The following is a 16,389-nucleotide window of genomic DNA, read 5'->3' as shown; positions in this document are numbered from 1 at the left end:
CTCAGAAACCATGGGCACCGTGTGCTCCCAGAGACATCACGTACTGCACCATCACCGTGTTGTCGGCATTGCTAAAGCCGGTTGCATCCTGATGCGTGTACTGCAACCGCACCGTGGAAAAATGCGAACGAGACCAGGAGAGCATCACATCGGTCTCCTCCAGCGTCTGGCCGTGAAAGTGGTCGCCATGAGCTTCCAGCAGGTCTGCCTCACCATAACGAAGCCCCGCCGACCATTGCGGTGCAAACTGATACACGCCGGAGATGTACCAGCCTTTGTGGGTGTCATCAGAGTCTGCGAACGAATTCAGTTCATCCGCGTACAGGTACTCCCCACTGAGCGTCAGTTGCTGTTGTCGGGTGTTACCGTCCGGAGCCCACTTCCACACCAGATCCGCAATATAGAGGTTTTCACCGGTGTAACCCGCACCATGGCTGTGATCGTGTCCATCCCCGTGATCATGACCATGATCGTGGCTGCCGTCGCCGGTATCGGCGTCTTTTGCGTGGCGATTACGGAGCCACGACAGCCCCAGCTGCCAGCTTTGTGACAATGAGATATCCCCACCAAACCGGGTATTGACCGTATAGACACCAATGTCCTCATCGCCTTCCGTCATCTGGTCGCCACTGAAAGCTTCTGCGCCCAACTGCCAGAAAAAAGGCGCTGGCAGCAGCATATTCACCCGCGCACCGGTATCGTAGTAATGACTCCCCAGAAGCGCGCGATACGCGGCAGGGCGTTCGACAAAGTCGTCCTCATGTAAATGGCGACCGTTGAGATAACCTACCTGCGACAAGAACCGGCCAGCCCGGACGCTCAGAGCCAGCGGCAGCCCGTTGGTCTGCAGATAAGCTTCCTCAACCAACACCTCCGTCTCACCGTGGTGCTCTTCAAACACCGCCGTCAAACGGCCAGAGAACAGGTCATCAATCGGTGAGGACAATGACAATTCGGTATGGCCAAGGCCGAAGCCCTGATCGCGATGAGACAAGGCGGTTTCATTCTGTTTGTAGTAACCATCCAGCGTGACGCTGACATCCGGGTTCAGTTCGCTGGCACTGGCATTCACCGCCACCGCGGCGAGCACCGATGGCAGCCAGAACCTGAGAGATCGGGTTTGCATAACAACTCCAGTCGAGAGACGTCGACAGGGCCAGGCGTTGATCCGCCCGACCCTGGTCTTGGCAAGGGTTTCAATCAACACACAACTCAGTGTTCGTGCTCATGGTTGTGGCCGGAGTCCGTCAGCCCCAGCCAGGCCAGCGATGACGCCGGGAAACCGACATCCAGGGTGCGAACAACACGACCCTCGGTTGTGTCTACCTCAATAACGGCCTGATTGGGAGCATCCGTCACGTACAGCCGGTCCTGACTGGCAGACGGGGTAAGCGCCGGTTTGGAAGAGGCTTCTGTCAGCGGTGCCACGACGGAAACCGTCGATACCAGAGCCCAGCCATTGGCCGGATCAAACAGACGCAGGGCGCCATCATCACCCAGCACATAGAACACCTCGCCGTGGGTGGTGAACCCCTGGGCTATGCGACCAACAGAGCCGCCCAGATCCAGCTCGGTGTATGGCTGGGCCGGTGACTCAGCGTCGATAACGAATAACTGATCGCCAGCAATGCCCACCAATGCCTCAACATCGTGATTGGCCACCAGCGTGCCAATTCGTGCGCCATCGGGCAGCCCTTCGGGGTTAGCGAACTTACGGGCGGGGTAACCCGCTTCATCCAGATCAATCACCAGCACTCCATCGCTGCAGCCGAAAGCAAGCTCATGGCTGTTGGCAGCCGCCCCGTGGAGTTTCGGGCAGGGTTCGCTATAACGCGCCTCAAACTCAAAACGAGTGCCGTCCAGGTGATAGCGTTCCACCGCCGCTGGCAGCGTGGTGTCGGTGATGGAAGCATCGCGATACGTCACGAACAGGTGCCCGTCAATCAACTTTGCGACGCCATGCATGCTGTTCTCCAGATCCAGGCTGGCAACCGCGTCGCCATTGCCCAGACTGGCATCGGAAAATGCAGTGACTTTGGACCGGGCCGCATCACCACCATCAAAGAAGACCACTCCGTGTGCCTCGCCCGGCGAGTAATGAGTTGGACGATGATCGTTGAGCGTCAGCGCCAGCAGGCTTGGGGTCTCGGCGTAATCGTGCATGTGGTCGCCGTGATCCTCGGTATACAGGCCACCATCCACGAAAGACACCCGGTCATCCGCCCGCTGAATGGCAACCGCATAACGGTACCCAGGCGAGGCGACAAGAGTCGGTGCCGCCCCGCTCAGAGCCAGGCTCGACAGCACGTCCCCGTGATCGAGATCCACAACCTTGATCGCCGAGGAATCCGCATCATACAGCGCCAGTCGCCCCGCGCTCTCGATGTCGGTGTGGTCATGGCCATCGGCTGAATCACTTGAACTGCTGGAACCGCCACAGGCGGCCAACAGGCCGGCCGAGACCAACAGAATCGACACCGCCAGCGGACGGCGGGATTGAGCGAACATCCTCATACACAACTCCTTTATATGTTATAACATTTCAACAAATGCAACTCGGGAAAGCCTGCTCCCTGGGGCCAGCCCTATCCACGGCACCCAGATAACTCACTTTTAACATTTTTACCGGCCAGAAATGTTATGTTATAACATAATCAATGTAAAGCCGCCGCGAAGGCAGGCTTCCATCCAACAGGAGCAAGACCATGACACACCCAGCCCCCCGCCTGCCTGTGACGGTGCTCTCCGGTTTTCTTGGCGCCGGAAAAACCACCGTTCTCAACCACATCCTCAATAACCGGGAGGGCAAACGCGTGGCCGTGATCGTGAACGACATGAGCGAAGTGAACATTGATGCTACCCAGGTTCAGCAGGAAGTCAGCCTCAATCGTGCTGAAGAAAAACTGGTGAAAATGAGCAACGGCTGCATCTGCTGCACACTCCGGGAAGACCTCCTGCTGGAAGTGCGCCAGCTCGCCTCAGAGGGGCGTTTTGATTGTCTGGTGATTGAATCCACGGGCATTTCAGAGCCTCTGCCAGTTGCAGAGACATTTACCTTTGCTGACGAGGATGGCGTGAGCCTCGCCGATGTCGCCCGGCTGGATACCATGGTGACGATCGTCGATGCCGTGAACTTTCTGAACGACTACGAAGAGGCCCGCTCCCTGCCGGAAACCGGCGAGAGCCTTGGCGAAGAAGATGAACGCAGCGTCTCAGATCTTCTCGTGGACCAGGTTGAATTCAGCGACATTCTACTGATCAGCAAAACAGACCTGATCTCCCCCGATCAACTGGATCGCTTAAAAGGCATTCTCCGCAGCCTGAACACCGAAGCCGACATAATCCCGATCCGACAGGGGGCGGTGCCCGTCGACAAAGTTCTGAACACCGGCCGTTTCAGCTTTGAACGCGCCCAGCAAGCCCCGGGCTGGCTCAAGGAAATGCGAGGAGAACACATTCCGGAAACCGAGGAATATGGTATCTCCAGCTTCGTCTATCGGGCCCGCCGCCCTTTTCACCCGGCCAAGTTTCACGACTTCCTGCATCAGGGCGTATCCGCGGGTAAACTGATACGGTCAAAAGGATACTTCTGGCTCGCCACAAGACCGGAGTTTGCCGGGCACTGGAGCCAGGCCGGCGGTATCGCCAGGCACGGCGTTGCAGGCATGTTCTGGAAAGCCGTACCTGAGGAAAACTGGCCCCAGGACCCGGACTACCGAAAAGCGATCATGGAAAGCTGGGTGGAACCGTTCGGGGATATGCGTCAGGAACTGGTGTTCATCGGCCAGAACCTTGATCCGGTGCACCTTTCCCGACAACTGGATGAATGCCTGCTGGATGAACAGCAATTTCTAGCCGGGAAGACCTTCTGGCAGACGCTCAACGATCCTTTTCCGTCCTGGGATTAATGGTCACAGACAAAGCCAAACAGGGATCTGACAGCTTGCCCGGCGGGTCATAGAGTCTGGACAACCTCCCGGGCAACGCACTAAGGTAGCAGCCTGATCAGGAGCCCCCGGAAAATGAAACCACCGAAAACGTTTACAGCCCGCCATAAAGTCCTGTCTGCCATGGCAGTGATCTCCCTTTTGGCTGCGGGCCTGCTGCCATTGCAAACGTCGTCAGCCCTGACCGAACCTTCGTCCTCCAAGGCCGAGCCGCAGACGGCCAACGCCTCGCCCGGGCCGGAAATTCCGGGCCTATCAGCCGAATCTATCCATGATACTGGGGAGCCCGCCTCGGACACCGCCCGAGAGATAGAGGTCCGGGAAGGCGATACGCTGAGCGAAATCTTCCAGGCAAACGGGGCGCCCCTGAGCGATCTGCACCGCATTATGGAAGCCGATGCAGAGTTCCTTGCCCTGGAAACGCTGAAACCCGGCACCCGGCTCTCTCTGCATTTTAATCAGGAAAACCGGTTTTCAAAGCTGACGCTCCACCTTGATCCCGCCAGGGAGGTGGTTTATCTGAAACGGGAAGACGGTTCGTTCGAGCACCAGCAATATGAAGCCGACACCCGATGGGTGACAGAAGTCATCCGCGGAAGAGTGGACGGCAGTTTCTACGCGTCCGCCATCCAGGCAGGCCTGAATCGCGCTCAGATCCAGCTGATTGACCAACTCCTCGGCAACCAGCTGAATTTTCGTAAAGACCTGCGAGTGGGCGATGAATTCCGCGTGATCGTCGGACATGAAATGGCCGGAGAAACCAGCACGAACAATACCCGACTGCAGGCGGTTACTCTCCATCGGGCCTCGAAAACCCATTATGCTTTTCGATTCCACGATGGAAACTACTACGATGAGGATGGCAACAGTGTATCGCCGGCTTTCCTGCGCTGGCCAACGTCCAAGCGTTATCGAGTCAGCTCGCCGTTCAACAAAAACCGGCTGCACCCCGTCACAGGGCGCCGCCGGCCTCATAATGGCGTGGATCTGGCCACTCCCTCCGGGACACCGGTTCTCAGCACCGGCGACGGCATCGTCCGGAGAGTGGGCAATCATCCCTATGCCGGACGCTATATCGACATTGATCACGGAGGGGCGCACACGACCCGCTACCTTCACCTGAACAAGGTTCTGGTAAGATCCGGTGCACAGATTCAACGCGGGCAAAAAATCGCCCTGTCCGGAAACACCGGGCGAAGCACCGGCCCTCACCTCCACTTCGAGTTCCACATCAAGGGCCAGCCTGTTGACCCGCTCACCGCCGACATCCCAACCGCTGCGGCGATTCCCAAAGCCGAGCTTGCCGCTTTCCAGCGCAAGGTGGACGAGCAACTGGTGGTCATGAAATACGCCGGCAGCCGATCGGAACTTCTGGTGTCCAAGGCGCCGTCCCTGTTTGACCAGAACACGGCCCGGGTCAGACAGCCTTTGCTACGCCACGCAACCGACTCATCAACGCGCTAGTGCTGGCCTGAGAATGGACAGCGCCGTCCCACCGCAGACGGGCCGGCCTGCCCTCCAGATACCACAGGCGATTTGCCAGAGCGGCGGCGTCGTTACCATCGTGAGTCACACAGATCATGGCCATCCCCGGCCGATCCGAAAGGATGGCCGAAATCCGTGCTTTCAACTCACCCACTATCACCGGATCCAGGGACGCAAAGGGCTCATCCAGTAGCAACAGGTCTGGCTTTACCGCCAGGCAGCGGGCAAGCGCTGCCCGCCTGGTCATACCCAACGACAACTGGTCGGGCAGGTAGTGGCCGTAACCGGATAACCCCACCTGAGACAAAAGCCGTTCGGCCTCTCGCTCACTGGCCCCTGCCAGTTTCAGGTTGGCGTTGAGCGTGCGCCATGGCAAAAGCCGATGCTCCTGAAACAGGTAACCCACCCGGAGCCGGTCGCGGCCGAGAATGGACTCCTCCGCCATGGAGTGGTCCAATCCCGCAATGGCGTTCAACAACGTTGTTTTGCCGGTACCGGACGGCCCCAACAGACAGATTCGGTCCCCCGGTGCTACGGATGCCTGGATGTCCCCCAAAATCGAATGCCCAGACGCCTCCCGCCGGATCCGTATCTCAAGCATGGGCCACCTCCCGCTGACGCCAGCGGGACGCCCGCCTCTCCAGTGGTTGCAGTAACGCCAGTTCAATCAGTTGCACGACGGCCACAAAGGCAAGACTGTAGGCCAGAATCGCAGCTACATCGAACACCTGAAACGCCAGGTGTAACTGAAAGCCAACGCCATTGGAGCGCCCCAACAACTCAACCACCAGAACAATCTTCCAGATCAGTGCCAGCCCGCCCCGGGTCGCCGCCATCAGATACGGAAACAACTGGGGCGCCCAAACCTCCGTTAACCGTTGCCAGCGACTGAATCTGTACACGGTCGCCATTTCCTCAAGCCGGTGATCAAGGCTTCTCGCGCCCTCACGAATCGTCACCGCGACGTTAGGCACCTTGTTAATCACCACCGCCATTACCGCAGCCACTTCCACCAGCCCAAACCACACGTACATCAGAATAATCGTAACCAGCGCTGGCAAGTTGAGCAGCAGAACCAACAAAGGATCAAACAGCGCGTTGGCTCTGAGGGATCGCCCCATCACCAGGCCAATGACCGTTCCCAGCCCCATAGCCAAGACAAAAGCCACCAGCACACGCGCCAACGTCGCCCCCAAGTGTCGCCAAAGCTCACCGGATGCAGACTCCTGCATAAGCGTTTCAAGCACTGTCATCGGTGATGGCAGCAACGAGGAGTTCAAACCCTGGGCAATCACCGCCCAAAGCAGGAGCAGAGTGGGCAGAACAACCCAGTAACTCCAGACGGGCGGACGCTCAGATCGGCGCCTCACGGCTGCCACCGATAGAAAAGCTCATCGCGCATCAGCGCAGTCGGGGCTGCCCCGGTCAGCACCAACAGGCGTTTCAGGTCTGCGATACGCCTATCCGTCTGCACATCCGGAAAACCATCCAAAAACCCCTGCCTGAGCGCATCGAACGCTCCTTCGCCAGGGTTTCCCATCAGCTGACGTAGCCTTTGCCAGGCCGCCCGGTCTGTTGCAAGCCCGCTTTTGGCCTGGGCCAACGAGTTGGCAAACCGGTCTACCAACGCCGCGTGCTGGATGGCCCAAGCCTCCGGAAAGACATACCCCAGCACGGGCAACCGACGGTCCAGCCCCAGCGTCGCCAGCAAATCCTCCATCTCGAATGCCGAGCGCCAGCCACCCTCTCCACGCAGACGTGCCGCGAAGTGCCAATAGGTGACAATCGCATCCAGCTGCCCCCGTCTGAGGGCCTGCCCCAGCAACGGAGGGGCGGCGAACTGAATGGTGGAAGACGCAGACAGGTCCAGGCCTTGCTGCTCAGCCACTTTCCGCAGCAAAATCCATCCCTTACTGCTGGGCCCTCCGGCAATACCAATGCGCCGGCCGACAAGGTCGGAGACCGTCCGAATATCAGAGGTCTCGGCCACCATGACGTCACCAAGCTGCGAAGAGAAAGGCAGGTAGAGATAAGGCGAGCCAGCCTGAAAACGGGATTGCACCCACAAGAGATCGGCCACAGCTGCATTGGCCGAACCCGAGGCAACAGCCAGCCGGGAGGCCGGCAGATTCGCCACCGGCATCAGCTTCAGATGATACCCGTTGGCCTCATCCAGGCCCCGGCTTACAAGGTAATCAAGTTCCCAGTGCGCGGTGCCATACTGCAGAACGCTAACGGACAATACCGGGGCGTCGTCCTGCTCGGCCTCAGCCAGCAAAGGCAGAATCAACATCAGCCACATCAACCCGCAACCACGCCACCTCGCGGATGAGAGGCATCGGGTAACTCGCGGTGCTTTGGTTCGTTGTTGGCTCATCCCCCAACAATACGAACCCGGTTCCAGCGCAAGAATACTACTTTGGTGCCTGTTTTTTGGTGCGATGGTCTCATTCAACCCGAGACCAACATCGCGTGTAATGAGACCATCACAATAATAAACAGAGAGTCCAACCCCGATCCGGGCGCTCTCTGCACAGGAGGCCGCCATGCTGAACGAGCCCGATGCCGCACTCTCTTCAGAAAACCGCTATCATGACTCAGAGTCCAACCCTGACAACAACCAGACGGAATCATCCATGGAGCCGGTTTACAAGATCCTGATTGCCGATGATCATCCACTGTTCCGCGAAGCCATCAGCAGCGTAATTGCCTCAGGTTTTGAAGGCAGCGAGATTCTGGAAACGGATGATCTGGACAGCGCTCTGGAAATCACCCGCGACAACGACGACCTGGACCTGATCCTGCTGGACCTGAACATGCCCGGCATGCACGGCCTGAACGGACTGATCTCGCTCAGAAACGAAGCCCCCACCATTCCCGTAGTCATCGTCTCCGCAGAGGAAGACAAGCAGGTGGTGCTTCAGGCGATCACCTACGGTGCCTGCGGTTTCATCACCAAGTCGTCCCCACGCGCCCAAATGACCGAAGCCATCCAGCAGATCCTGAATGGCAATGTCTACCTGCCGTCAGACATCATCCGGACCGGTAAGGAAAGCAGCCAGCGACGGGTTCGGAGCGATGAGAACCCGATTTCACCCGAACTGCTGAACTCCCTGACCCGGCGACAACTGCTGGTTCTGGAGCGAATGGCGAAGGGCGAATCCAACAAGCAGATTGCCTACAACCTGAACATCGCCGAAACCACTGTTAAAGCGCACGTCTCCGCAATCTTGCGAAAACTCGGCGTCCACAACCGGGTACAGGCTATCCTGTCGGCCGGTGATGTGGACTTCAATCAGTACCTGAAACGCTGACCCCCGGGGACCCGACAGGCCGGGCTGCCAGAGGTCACCGGCCCGGTTCCCGGCTCAACGCCGGATGACGTGGGTCAGAACACTTCTCAGTTTCAACGGCTTCACCGGTTTGTTCATCAGCAGGTATCCGAGTTCCCGGATATGCTGCTTCAGCTCATTCGAATAATTGGCCGTGATCATCAACACCGGGGCCGGCTGTGAGCGCTGCCCATTGATAACAGCAACCGCATCAACGCCGTTCTCATCATTGTCGAGATGGTAGTCCGCCAGAATCAGGTCCACCGGCGCCGTCGCCACCGCAACCCGGGAAGCAAGGTCTTCGGCCGAGACCGCGGTCACCACACGGCAATCCCAGCCTTCCAGCAACGTTTTCATGCCCTGGCAGATAGCCAGATCATTATCGATCACCCAGACCCGGGCACCGGAGAGCCCATTGTCCGGGGAGCCAGGCACCTCGTTGTGGGGCAACGGCAGAGACGGCTGCAATTCACCCAGCGGCACCCGGACACTGAAGACCGAGCCCTTCCCTTCCACCGAAGAAACCGCCACGTCGTGCCCCAGCATGCGCGCAATCTTGTCCACAATCGCCAGCCCCAGCCCCAGTCCCTTATCAGCCTGAGCGCCTTTGGGCCGGATGCGTTTGAACTCCTGAAAGATTTCCGTCAGCTTGTCCCCGGGAATGCCCGGGCCGGTGTCCCAGACCTGCAGAAGCACATGATCAGACTGTCGGCGGCACCCGAGCAGAATCCGGCCCTGGCCCGTATAACGAATGGCGTTGGTCAGGAAATTTCGTAAGATCCGGGCGAGCAGTTGTGAGTCTGAGCGAACCACGGCCGACGACGGCACAAAATCCAGGCGCAGGCCTTCAGCCAATGCCATCTGCCGGAATTCCCTGGCAATGTTATTCAACAGGTCCCGAAGATCGAAAGCCGTCACATCCGGCGTAATCACCCCGGCATCCAGTTTCGAGATATCCACCAGAGTGCCCAGCAGGTTTTCAACGTCATCCAGCGAGGTGCTGACCGAGCGCACCAACCCTTCCGCCTTGGGTCCAAAGCTCTGTTCCAGCAACGCGCTGGTGAACAGACGGGCCGCATTCAGCGGCTGCAAAAGATCGTGGCTGACCGCCGCCAGAAACTTGGTTTTCGACAAGTTGGCCTGCTCTGCCTCCCCTTTCGCTTCCCTCAATCGGGCCTCTACCGCAGAACGCTCGGCAATCTCCTGCCGCAGCTGCTGATTAAGCCCCGTCAGAGCCGCCGTGCGCTCACGAACCCGGTGCTCCAGGTCATCGTAGGCACGCTCCAGTGCTATGGCAGTTTTCCGGCGCTCCGTGATGTCCCGGATCAAGACGAAAAACCCGGTTACCTCTCCCGTTTCGTCACGGTTGGGCACATAGGAGCGCAGCATGTAACGCTGATCCCCCCGCTCTCCGGTCTCTTCAAACTCAAACGTGACGCTGTGGCCATCGAGAACTTCCAGAATCTGGGGCAGCAGGCGCTGATAGAAATCATCAGAGTGCACATCCTCCAGATGTTTGCCCAGAGGCGACACTCCGTTACGCCCGTACCATGCCTGATAGACCTTGTTGCAGAACTGAACCGTCAGGTCTGCTCCCACATAGGCAATCAGAGCCGGTACATGGTCCGTGACCACACGAATCCAGCGCTCGCTCTCTTCCAGTGCTTTTATACGGCGGGCCATTTCGCTGTTTTTGACATCGGTAATATCGGAATAGAGCACCACCCGACCACCCTCGCGGGTGGTGCGTTCCGTCATTTGCACCCACCGGCCATTCGACAGGAGGAACACCGCTCCCTCCGCCTCTTCATGGCTGTGTTCTTCAACAATCAGCCCGGAGCTGACGGCCAGGGCCTTAACCGTCTCGATGTGCGCACCCGGCGTCGGCACCGGCACGCCCGCATGACGCCAGTAGCTTCGAAAACGACTGTTGGTCTGGATCAGACGATGATCACGGTCAAACAGGACAAAGCCGTCGGCAATGCTTTCAATTGCATCGCTCAATCGCTGTCTTGACGTTTCCGCCTCTTCCCTGGCCCGGCTGAGAGCTTTGTTGCTCGCCTTGAGTTCATCCATGGCAAGATTCAGCGCCTCCGTGCGCTCCCGGACCTGCTCCGCAAGAATGACCGAGTGTTCGAAGGCCGCATACGGGGCAGGCTTGTGGCTTGCACCGGATTCCACCCGCACAATCAGGGCATCCCGGATACTTCTCAGCCGCTGGTTCTCAGCCTCAAGCTCCGCGATCCTGGCATCCTTGTCGGTACCGGCTTTTAGACCTGTCAGATCAGGTGCTGGGTTCAGGCTGGCCAATGACCACCCCCGTGAAGGTCTGATTGATGTGCATTCCGTTGAACTGTTCGCCATAGGTATTAAAGCCCACAACCTTATGCCTCCTGAGGAAATCCGAAACGGCGTCCACCTGCCCGGTCAACTCCGCTTCAAGGCGCCGAAGGAAACAGTCACAGGCCAGCGTCACCAGCGGCTTGCCAACCACGCGTTCAGAGGCTTCGATCTGAGCCCGGACACTCTCCAGCAGAGACCCCGGACTCATCGCCGTCATGACAATGCCGGTTTCAACGGCACAATAAAACGTGAGGCTGCCATCGGCGTTGACCCGCTGGATGGAGCGGACAAAATAGTTCCCGCCGACCCGCACTCCCAGAGGCTGCAGGGCGAACACCCGCCGATCCAGCTCTTCAACCGGCACCCCAACGGTTCGTGCATAGACATCCGCGGCTGGTTCGGCGTTCAGCTCAAAAACCGTCCGGCTCTCGGAGCAGGCTCGGGTAACCACCAGCTTTTCACTCTGTTCGCGCATGTGGTGGGTCGAAAACACACGGAAATCCAGTGGCGTATTCACCAGCATCACTGTGGCGGCCGCGCTGTGAAACTGACCATCGTAGAAGACATGAGTATCCGCCAGGCGCTCATCATCACCGGCAGACCCACCAAACTGAGGAATGGTACCCAGCGCCGCATTCAGAGTGGCCAGCACCAATTCTTCCCGGCTCGACAGGCCGTCCAGCATCGTGATAGCAAACGTATTGCCCTTGACCGGGGCCAGCCGTGCTTCGCGGCAGGTGGTCAGCAACCCGTCGATCACCTGCTGCGCATCCTGCAGGGTGAAACTTTCCAGCTCATTGATCAGGGCACAATCAATGGCAAAGTAACGGGCATCAAACCCCAGCGCACTGATGCAGCCCCGGCCATACCCGTGCTCGGTGATCTCACCAGCGGACGTGCACCCATACACCCGGGTATCAGGAAACTCCGCCTGCAACGCCGGGCCCAGCCGTTCCAGGTCAAACTCAACGGAGCAGAAAAAGAGAACACACCCCAGGTGGTCATGCTGAAGCTGCCGGGCCAGTTCCGCTGCCGCCAGTTCCGGCTCCCGGACACTGGCACTGGCAACCCGGACTGCGGTTCCTGGGTTGTCTGAATTCATGGGTACAGCCCTCGGACGACTCGGTACAACTGTCGATTCTACGCCGATGCTGTTGGAGGAAAATGCGACTTCGGTGCTTTTTATTGGCGCGCCAAATGGGTGATAACTCATTGATTATAAAACCTCGGAATCAATGACCGGCAACGAGGCCTGGTTTTGGCGCAAACAAACCGGCACTTTAGTCTGAGACGATCACCGCAGAGGGAGCAGGCTCTGACTCTGCGATGACGCCAAGGGTTGAATCAGAACATGACAATCGCGCCAACAGCGAGCGTATCAGCGTCGGCCGCGCGTGTACCCGAAGACTTGATCTCCTGCTCAAACATGTTGTATTCAGCGACAAGTTTGAAGTTGCTGTTCACGTCATGGAACACGGCAAACGAGGTGTTCTCGGTTTCAAAATCCCCCTGATCCGAGTCGGTCTCGCCGTATGACACCACAAACCGGTTGGCGCCCAGGGTGTAGGAACCCTGAACCAGATAGCCATCAGCATCTTCTTCAGACGCAAGGGCCCCATCACTGATCAGCACAGGCACATCACCTTCTGAAGTGAACCCCGTCGCCGTGACCGAGAAGCCAGCCACGGATGCCTTCAGACCATACCCCAGGCCCTGGCTGTCGATTTCTGTGGTGGAGTTTTCGGAACTCTGGTGACGACCATTCAGCCAGGCCGTCAGAGCCACGCCCTGCAGATCGGTACTGTAGGTCAGCTCTGCCTCAAAGCGAGGCGCTGACTGCTCGGAATCTGCCCCGGGCGTGGTATCCGCAGGCTCAAAGATACCGGCTGCGACTTTAAACCCTGACAAATCCGGAGAACGGTAGGTAATCTGCGCGGAAGGGTTCGGGTACGGATAGCCCGTCCGGATATTTCCGAAGGACACCCCGGTTGCTGCACCAGGAGAACCAAATCCCATCAACAACTCATCCAGAAAAATATTGGACCGGGCGTAAAGGCCAAAATCCTTACCAATCAATACCTGACCAAAGTCGCCATCCACCGTGGCATACAACTGACGGACATCGATGCTGGTATCGGTTGGAGACTGTAGGCTGTCGTTAATGGTCGTCCAGAACGAAGACCGGCCACCCAGCGTCAGCTCTCCCATTTCCTTGCTGAAGTTGAACCCGATGGTGTTGGGAAGAAAGCCCATTTTCACATCCGAGTTCCGAACGTCACTCACCTTGTCATCACGATTCACGTAGAACGCATTGAAGTAACCGTCAACGGAGAAACTGGTTCCATCCTCGTTATACACCTCAACAGCCGCCTGAGCCCCGGCACTGCCCCCCATGATGACCGCCACGGCAAACGCCAACCCCGACCTTTTAACGTTGTTTTTCATACTTCCCCCGGTTGTTATTTGAAATCTGGGATAAAGGGCTCCGGACAACTCCGCGAACCCCATGGCGCAATCTGAGCGCCTGAAGTTCATGGTCAGCCAATGAAAAGGAAGGGAGTATTAGTCGTGAGAGCAGATTGCCTGCTCATTTAGGAGGCACTGGATATCAAACTTTGGGACTACGACCGGCCCGGAAACTGGTCAAGCTCGTTAAGACAGTCGTCAAGAAACGCCGAGGGGTCGGGCAAAACCGATTCATCCGCCACCACCCCAAACTGCACCTGGCCGCCGTAACTGACGATACTGACCCCCAGCCCGATATCGCCGGCCTGGGGTACCCAGAACATCTGTTCGGTAATGGCACAACCGGCGAGATACCGGGTTTCCGGGGTCCCTGGCACATTGGACACCACCGCTGAGGCTTTGCGGAAGAAGAGATCGGCCAGAGGCCTCCGGCCGGGTTCCGGAATCAACGAGGCGCAACTCGTCAGCCCCCAGGCCAGCCCGGGTTGCCAGCTTTTTTTCAGTTTCCGGGTCTCGTGCTTGACCCGGAACAAACGTTCCAGAGCACTGTGACCATCCACCGGCAAAGGAACAAACACCGTGCCAAAGCAATTCCCCAGAGCCCCATCCTCCGGCTGAACCCCCTCCGGTAACTGGGCACGAATATCCACAGGAACCGCCGCATGGAGAACGGCGTCCTCCAATTGCTCCGGCGTCATCCCAAGACGAGGCTTGACCGCAGCCGCCACACAGGCCAGCAGCACGTCATTGATGGTCGTACGGGTCGCCCGGGCAATGTCACGAAAATGCGCCAGAGGAACGGGCGGTGACCACCGGCAGTTTCGTCGCCCCAACAGCGGGCGCTTCAGATCGGATGGTGTGTCATCGGGCGAAACAAGCAACTCGCTGATGTCATGAACCAGACGCGTGCCGGTTTCAAACACCTTGCCCACACGCCCTTTTCCCGGGGGCTCAGGGTCATCCGTCGAGCCAGAGACCACCGGAGCAACCTCGGCCACACAAGCTTCCAGCCAGGCCTGGGCGGAGGAGAACCAGCGTCCCAGTTCAGGCGCCTCCCGGGCACCATAAACCGCGGGGTACTGACGAGGGGAGGCCGGGCACAGTTGATCGAACACCCCCAGCAATGACAGGCCATCGGCATAACAGTGGTGCAACCTCAGCAATAATGCGGCGCCACCACGGGCATTCGGCGCCAGCCAGAACTTCCAGCGGGGGCGGTACAGCGGAAGAGGCTCATTCAGGCGCTCAGACACCCAATTCTGCAACTCCCCCGGCTCAAACCGGTCAAGTGCCACATCCAGGTGTTTTGGTGGAGCAAAGGTCGGGTCTTTCTCCCAATACCAGGCTGGAGCACGCCAGACCGGTCGGCACCGAAAACGCTCCCAGGCCAGCCAGTACACCTCCAGAAACTCCCGGAAGCGCCCGGGGGTCAGGCCATCGACCCGAAGCATAATGGTAATGGTCATGGGATTGTCGGGCCGTTCCAGAGCCAGCCAGGCTGAATCCGAAGGCAGCATGAGATGCGATTGCTCCTGGCTCAAACCTGATATTCCCCGATCAATAACGCGCCCTTCTTTTAAAAAACCAATCCGGCATTGTGCCAGAGTCCGGATAACGGCTCCATCCTTCAGCATGAGCGCTGCGTTACAAAAAGCTACACGTCAGCAAAGGTTCAAACCTATACTGGGTATATGACCCGGTGCGATGGTTATATATGCCTGTCAGGCACCGAGCAATTGGCCCCAGAACACCATTTTCAAGGGCACTGGTGCCACTTAACCCGTTCGGCATTCACGGTAAAAATGTCACACCGGCTCTGCCAGACCAACAACACAATGAAAGCGGCCGGGAGGAGATGAGTCATGAAAGCCAGTCATGTTCGCAAACTGATCAAGCCGATCGAAAACGCCTATTCCGAAATGTTCTCCGGCCGGGTCTACCGGGTTGGTAAGGGCGCCGTCTCCGTTCGCAACCACAGCGGTTCAGCTCAGCACACCGTCATCGGCGTCCATGGCTTTCTCGAAAACCATTGCTATTTCACTCAGGCCTACGACGGCCCGAACACCGAACTGATCTTACTGACCTGCAGCAATTATCACGTACCGGTGAATGGCGTGACGCCCGAAACCCCGGACTGGGAAGTCCCCATAAAGCACCTGGAAGGGACCATCGAATACGATGCCTGCCTGCTCAATCAGGCGCTTCAGAATCTGCCCACGACAGAGCGCATACGGGTGCATGGCCACTCCCGGGGCGGGGCGGTTATTCTCGAGGCCATCCGCCAATGGCCGGAATTGTACGAGCGTGCCGAAATCGTGCTGGAAGCCCCGGTATTGCCCCAGGGCAAACTGCATGCACTGGTAACCACCCTGCTGGAGCCCGTTAGCCATGGCATGTGGCCATGGCTGATTCGCCTGATCAACAGCGCGCCTCAGTCCGCTTATGGCCAGACCTTTTTTGGTAAGATGAACCCGCGTAAACGGCAACTACTGAGCAAGCTGTTTTACGCCACCAAAGACCACCTGACCATCGTACGGAACATCGAGAACATCATGGACTGGATGGCCCGCACAGACACCGCGGTCTACCGCCATGTCCGCCACGGCACCTTCCTGATCCCCGCCACCGACCGTATTCTGGACCGCCAGGCCATGCTGGCCAGCGCCCGGACCAGCCCAACCACCATGCGCATCGTGGAAACCGAGGCTCCAAGCCATTTCATCACGCTGGACAGCAAAGAGTGGGTGCCCGGCCTGGAAACCCTGGGCTCCGTGGCCCAGGGTTAAAACAAATCATCCACTGGCAGGTGCGCCAGG

The 16,389-nt window shown here is 58.4% G+C and carries 13 protein-coding genes; 4 read left to right on the top strand and 9 right to left on the bottom strand.

Annotated features, from left to right (window positions below; translation table 11 throughout):
• Position 1 precedes the first annotated feature (1 nt).
• Together K325_RS0113460 and K325_RS0113455 are read right to left on the bottom strand one after the other, a co-directional pair.
• Positions 2 to 1,126, bottom strand: coding sequence for a hypothetical protein (locus tag K325_RS0113460; protein ID WP_029654796.1), 1,125 nt, complete (start codon positions 1,124 to 1,126; stop codon positions 2 to 4).
• 86 nt (positions 1,127 to 1,212) lie between these two features.
• Positions 1,213 to 2,514 (bottom strand): hypothetical protein, encoded by a 1,302-nt coding sequence (locus K325_RS0113455; RefSeq protein ID WP_228128454.1) that lies wholly within the window; start codon positions 2,512 to 2,514, stop codon positions 1,213 to 1,215.
• 191 nt (positions 2,515 to 2,705) lie between these two features.
• Between K325_RS0113455 and zigA the strand changes: the two genes are divergently transcribed.
• Both zigA and K325_RS0113445 read left to right on the top strand, forming a co-directional pair.
• The gene (gene zigA, locus K325_RS0113450; RefSeq protein ID WP_029654794.1) at positions 2,706 to 3,908 is read left to right on the top strand and encodes a zinc metallochaperone GTPase ZigA; all 1,203 of its coding nucleotides are present in this window, start codon (positions 2,706 to 2,708) and stop codon (positions 3,906 to 3,908) included.
• 114 nt (positions 3,909 to 4,022) lie between these two features.
• Positions 4,023 to 5,411: a peptidoglycan DD-metalloendopeptidase family protein gene (locus K325_RS0113445; RefSeq protein ID WP_051146648.1), complete on the top strand. Its 1,389-nt coding sequence runs from the start codon at positions 4,023 to 4,025 to the stop codon at positions 5,409 to 5,411.
• Here the strand turns inward: K325_RS0113445 and K325_RS0113440 are convergent.
• Genes K325_RS0113440 through K325_RS0113430 form a run of 3 tightly spaced genes read right to left on the bottom strand, consistent with a single transcriptional unit; the run spans position 5,365 to position 7,725 of the window.
• Entirely contained in the window at positions 5,365 to 6,033 is a 669-nt protein-coding gene (locus tag K325_RS0113440) for an ATP-binding cassette domain-containing protein (RefSeq protein WP_029654792.1), read from the bottom strand. The genes K325_RS0113445 and K325_RS0113440 overlap by 47 nt on opposite strands.
• Positions 6,026 to 6,739, bottom strand: a complete 714-nt coding sequence (locus K325_RS0113435; RefSeq protein ID WP_211218157.1) for an ABC transporter permease — start codon at positions 6,737 to 6,739, stop codon at positions 6,026 to 6,028. The genes K325_RS0113440 and K325_RS0113435 overlap by 8 nt, the downstream gene beginning before the upstream one ends.
• Positions 6,740 to 6,798: 59 nt before the next feature.
• Positions 6,799 to 7,725 carry an ABC transporter substrate-binding protein gene (locus K325_RS0113430; RefSeq protein WP_228128453.1) on the bottom strand — a complete coding sequence of 309 codons (927 nt, stop codon included), beginning with the start codon at positions 7,723 to 7,725 and terminating at the stop codon, positions 6,799 to 6,801.
• Positions 7,726 to 8,068: 343 nt separating this feature from the next.
• Here K325_RS0113430 and K325_RS0113425 point away from each other — a divergent pair, with 343 nt between their 5' ends.
• On the top strand, positions 8,069 to 8,746 hold the full coding sequence (locus K325_RS0113425; protein ID WP_029654789.1) for a response regulator: 678 nt from the start codon (positions 8,069 to 8,071) through the stop codon (positions 8,744 to 8,746).
• A 54-nt stretch (positions 8,747 to 8,800) separates the two neighbouring features.
• Here the strand turns inward: K325_RS0113425 and K325_RS0113420 are convergent, their stop codons facing one another.
• From K325_RS0113420 to K325_RS0113405, 4 genes are all read right to left on the bottom strand, one after another.
• The gene (locus K325_RS0113420; protein ID WP_036193546.1) at positions 8,801 to 11,074 is read right to left on the bottom strand and encodes a hybrid sensor histidine kinase/response regulator; all 2,274 of its coding nucleotides are present in this window, start codon (positions 11,072 to 11,074) and stop codon (positions 8,801 to 8,803) included.
• On the bottom strand, positions 11,049 to 12,209 hold the full coding sequence (gene nosP / locus K325_RS0113415; RefSeq protein WP_029654787.1) for a nitric oxide-sensing protein NosP: 1,161 nt from the start codon (positions 12,207 to 12,209) through the stop codon (positions 11,049 to 11,051). The genes K325_RS0113420 and nosP overlap by 26 nt, the downstream gene beginning before the upstream one ends.
• A gap of 242 nt (positions 12,210 to 12,451) precedes the next feature.
• On the bottom strand, positions 12,452 to 13,552 hold the full coding sequence (locus K325_RS0113410; RefSeq protein ID WP_029654786.1) for a porin: 1,101 nt from the start codon (positions 13,550 to 13,552) through the stop codon (positions 12,452 to 12,454).
• A 176-nt stretch (positions 13,553 to 13,728) separates the two neighbouring features.
• Entirely contained in the window at positions 13,729 to 15,090 is a 1,362-nt protein-coding gene (locus K325_RS0113405; RefSeq protein ID WP_084694234.1) for a WS/DGAT domain-containing protein, read from the bottom strand.
• 345 nt (positions 15,091 to 15,435) lie between these two features.
• On the opposite strand from K325_RS0113405, the gene K325_RS0113400 reads away from it, so the two are divergent.
• Entirely contained in the window at positions 15,436 to 16,359 is a 924-nt protein-coding gene (locus tag K325_RS0113400) for an alpha/beta hydrolase (RefSeq protein WP_029654784.1), read from the top strand.
• Positions 16,360 to 16,389: the final 30 nt, after the last annotated feature.

Source organism: Marinobacter daepoensis DSM 16072 (genome assembly GCF_000421165.1).
In the GTDB taxonomy this organism is placed as follows: Bacteria; Pseudomonadota; Gammaproteobacteria; order Pseudomonadales; family Oleiphilaceae; genus Marinobacter; species Marinobacter daepoensis.
The sequence above is the reverse complement of the archived record's forward strand: the minus strand, read 5'-3'. Positions and strand labels throughout refer to the sequence as shown.

Bases quoted from the DNA above. Each gene is read 5' to 3' on its own strand.
- K325_RS0113460 (WP_029654796.1), bottom strand. From the start codon at position 1,126: ATGCAAACCCGATCTCTCAGGTTCTGGCTGCCATCGGTGCTCGCCGCG.
- K325_RS0113455 (WP_228128454.1), bottom strand. From the start codon at position 2,514: ATGAGGATGTTCGCTCAATCCCGCCGTCCGCTGGCGGTGTCGATTCTG.
- zigA (WP_029654794.1), top strand. From the start codon at position 2,706: ATGACACACCCAGCCCCCCGCCTGCCTGTGACGGTGCTCTCCGGTTTT.
- K325_RS0113445 (WP_051146648.1), top strand. From the start codon at position 4,023: ATGAAACCACCGAAAACGTTTACAGCCCGCCATAAAGTCCTGTCTGCC.
- K325_RS0113440 (WP_029654792.1), bottom strand. From the start codon at position 6,033: ATGCTTGAGATACGGATCCGGCGGGAGGCGTCTGGGCATTCGATTTTG.
- K325_RS0113430 (WP_228128453.1), bottom strand. From the start codon at position 7,725: ATGTTGATTCTGCCTTTGCTGGCTGAGGCCGAGCAGGACGACGCCCCG.
- K325_RS0113425 (WP_029654789.1), top strand. From the start codon at position 8,069: ATGGAGCCGGTTTACAAGATCCTGATTGCCGATGATCATCCACTGTTC.
- nosP (WP_029654787.1), bottom strand. From the start codon at position 12,209: ATGAATTCAGACAACCCAGGAACCGCAGTCCGGGTTGCCAGTGCCAGT.
- K325_RS0113410 (WP_029654786.1), bottom strand. From the start codon at position 13,552: ATGAAAAACAACGTTAAAAGGTCGGGGTTGGCGTTTGCCGTGGCGGTC.
- K325_RS0113405 (WP_084694234.1), bottom strand. From the start codon at position 15,090: ATGCTGCCTTCGGATTCAGCCTGGCTGGCTCTGGAACGGCCCGACAAT.
- K325_RS0113400 (WP_029654784.1), top strand. From the start codon at position 15,436: ATGAAAGCCAGTCATGTTCGCAAACTGATCAAGCCGATCGAAAACGCC.